The organism is Pseudoalteromonas sp. DY56-GL79, assembly GCF_041414765.1.
GTDB classification, from domain to species: Bacteria; Pseudomonadota; Gammaproteobacteria; order Enterobacterales; family Alteromonadaceae; genus Pseudoalteromonas; species Pseudoalteromonas piscicida.
The window spans coordinates 1-2885 of the sequence record NZ_JANHZS010000051.1; the positions used below are offsets into that span (position 1 = coordinate 1).

3 protein-coding genes are annotated in these 2885 nt (G+C 39.7%); all 3 read left to right on the forward strand.

The genetic code is table 11. The features are described 5' to 3' along the window. The coding region (locus tag NO992_RS23260) for an amino acid adenylation domain-containing protein (RefSeq protein ID WP_371380780.1) at nucleotides 1-1662 on the forward strand (1662 nt) is incomplete at its 5' end. Between the two features lie 270 nt (nucleotides 1663-1932). Next, nucleotides 1933-2076 (forward strand): hypothetical protein, encoded by a 144-nt coding sequence (locus NO992_RS23265; protein WP_019647633.1) that lies wholly within the window; start codon nucleotides 1933-1935, stop codon nucleotides 2074-2076. A 468-nt stretch (nucleotides 2077-2544) separates the two neighbouring features. After that, nucleotides 2545-2885, forward strand: a 341-nt coding sequence (locus NO992_RS23270) for a hypothetical protein (RefSeq protein ID WP_371380783.1), incomplete at its 3' end; no start/stop codon positions are given.

Here is a 2885-nt window from a genome sequence, read left to right on the forward strand (position 1 = left end):
ATGGTAGTGGGTATATTGGGGATATTAAAAGCAGGAGGCGCGTATGTGCCGCTAGATCCGAGCTATCCTCAATCGCGTTTAGCATACATGATGGACGATGCAGCCTTCAATGTTGTACTGACGCAGAGTAAGAGCTGGGATGTAGTAAAGAACTTTAATGTGCCGACTATTAACCTTGATGATTTAACTCAGTTTGAATCGTACAATGTAAGCTGCGTTGATAAGTCAGAGCTAGGGTTACGATCAAAACACCTTGCTTATGTTATTTATACCTCTGGCTCAACAGGTAAACCAAAAGGGGTTATGGTTGAGCATCAAGCACTATATAATCGTATCCACTGGATGCATAATAAATACGGTATGAATTGCAGTGATAAAGTACTGCAAAAAACGCCTTATAGTTTCGATGTTTCTGTATGGGAGTTTGTATGGACGCTTGCCTACGGTGCACAGCTAGTCGTAGCTCGCCCTGAAGGACACAAAGAACCTGAATACCTATGCCAACTTATTCAAGAGCATAGTATAACTAAAATGCACTTTGTCCCATCAATGCTAGGATTGATCTTAGAGCACGAGCAATTTACGAATTGTCGCAGCTTAGAACAAGTTTTTTGTAGTGGTGAAGCATTACAGCAAAGCCATGTGGAAGAGTTTAGGAAAGCACTACCTTACTCTGAACTGCATAATTTATATGGTCCAACGGAAGCCGCTATTGATGTCAGCTATTGGGACTGTGCTGGTGACATTAGTCGAGGAGTTCCTATTGGTAGGGCAATTGATAATATCCAGCTGCTCATTCTTGACCCTTATCTTAACTTGGTACCGGAAGGAGCTGTGGGCGAGTTGCATATTGGCGGAGATGGTCTTGCTCGCGGTTATTTAAATAGAGAAGAGTTAACCGCTGAACGCTTCATTGCCAACCCTTTTTATGATAGAAACCAAGCAGCAAGTTCTCAAAGGCTCTATAAAACAGGAGACTTAGCGCGTATAAGAAAGGATGGTGAAATTGAATATCAGGGGAGGATAGATCACCAAATAAAAATTCGTGGATTGCGTATAGAATTGGGCGAGATCGAGCATCAGTTAAGTGGTTTAGAATGCGTTGACTCATCTTTGGTTGTAGCGCAAGAGATTGCGGGTTCGACCCAGTTAGTAAGTTATATCAAGCCATCAATTGAAAGCTATGGACTTGACCATTCTGCGCTAAATGACAAAGTGAAAAAGGGGCTCAGTGTGGAGCTACCTGAACATATGATCCCCAGTTTAGTCGTGGTTGTAGATGAGTGGCCATTAACAGCGAATGGTAAGGTCGATCGGAAGGCTTTACCTACCCCAGATAGTAGTTCAATGCATGTGGAGTATGTTGCCGCAACTACAGATGTTGAAATTCTAGTTGTTGATATTGTTGCGAACCTTCTGCAGTTGGAAACCTGTAGTGTTAGCTTGAAAGCCAGCTTCTTTGAGCTAGGTGGGCATTCTTTAATGGCTATAAGACTGCTTGCCGAGCTTAAAGCGAATGGTTATACAAACATAGAGCTGAAGAATCTGTATGATATTTCTAGTATCGCAGAGTTGTGTTTATTATGTGAGCAAATTGATAAAGAAAAGTCTTTAGTTCAAGAGCTTATGGATTCTGAAGATGCCTTAGAGTACGAGTTTTAATCAACTTTTCCGTGGGTTTAGGTGCGCTTTTATAAGTGAAAGCGCACCAGAACTTTCTAAAACTTTGAATTTAAAGCTTATAATTCCAGTTTTAAGTCGAAAGCGAATTTGTTTTTGAAAAGGTTGCAAGTCACGATGTGATGACGTATCTTACGATTTGCTAAAACTGTTTACTAAAGTATCAATTTAATCCTGAAAGTTTCATAAGTATCTCACGCGTGAGTTGTTTATATGCTTCGAGGGCTCATGTCTCTATTGAGATCTTGATCAATGATGTATTTACAGAGTTGCGGTGCTTACATAGCAAACAAAGCACAAGAGGGAGCATCATTTAATTTTATCGCGGATGCGCTTGCTGAAGGTAAAACTCAGCAACTGGTGATAGCCAATGAATCGTTTTATAGAGGCGAATAATAAGTTTTAGATCTTAGGTGTAAGCTGAGAATTGTGAGTTATCTGAAGTACTAAAAGAGTAGGTATAACTCTGACTTAACCATTAAGCTATTCTCGTTATTTTGTTGAGTAATTTACATCTTTTGGAAACTCATATTGTTGAAGTGTGTTTCGTTAAACATGCTGATTTTGCCGTATGAACAGTATTAATGCGCAAAAAAGTTCTTGTGATTAGGATTACGTCTAGTGATCTGTAATGCTATATGCGTTTTTACTAATAAAAATCCTTACCGGCAACATAAAACTGGTGCCCTGTTATCCTAGGGAGTCGGAGCGTAAGAATATGAAGTTTGTAATTGAGCTATTGCAGTTTAGTGACTATCAGATAGGTCCAAATGTCTGGCGTGAGTTGTTTTATTTTAAGTTTTGATGTTCTGCCAACTGCATTTGGTGGGATGAATAATAAAAATTAAGGTACTGAGAAATAATATGAATGATCTCTATAACAAGCTGATCTCTGAGGGAACATTGGTTTTCATTGAGAATGGAAAGCTGAAGGCGAAGTCCTCAAAAGCGCGTCTAGATCAAGAAACTGTTCAACTGATTAAAAACAACAAAGATGCTTTACTGGAATTTTTGCAGCAAAAGTCAGCAGAGGCTCCAGTCAATAAGATCAGCAAAAGAGATTCTAAAAACAGAAAATTATTATCAGTTTGCTCTTTTGCGCAGCGACGATTGTGGTTTATAGACCAACTACAAGGAGGCTCGGCGGAGTACAATATGCCAATGGCACTGGAAGTGTCAGGTGAATTGGACTTGATGGTAGTAGA

What these genes read in the sequence shown, in the direction of transcription:
- NO992_RS23265 (WP_019647633.1), top strand. Translation starts at nt 1,933, where the DNA reads ATGATGTATTTACAGAGTTGCGGTGCTTACATAGCAAACAAAGCACAA.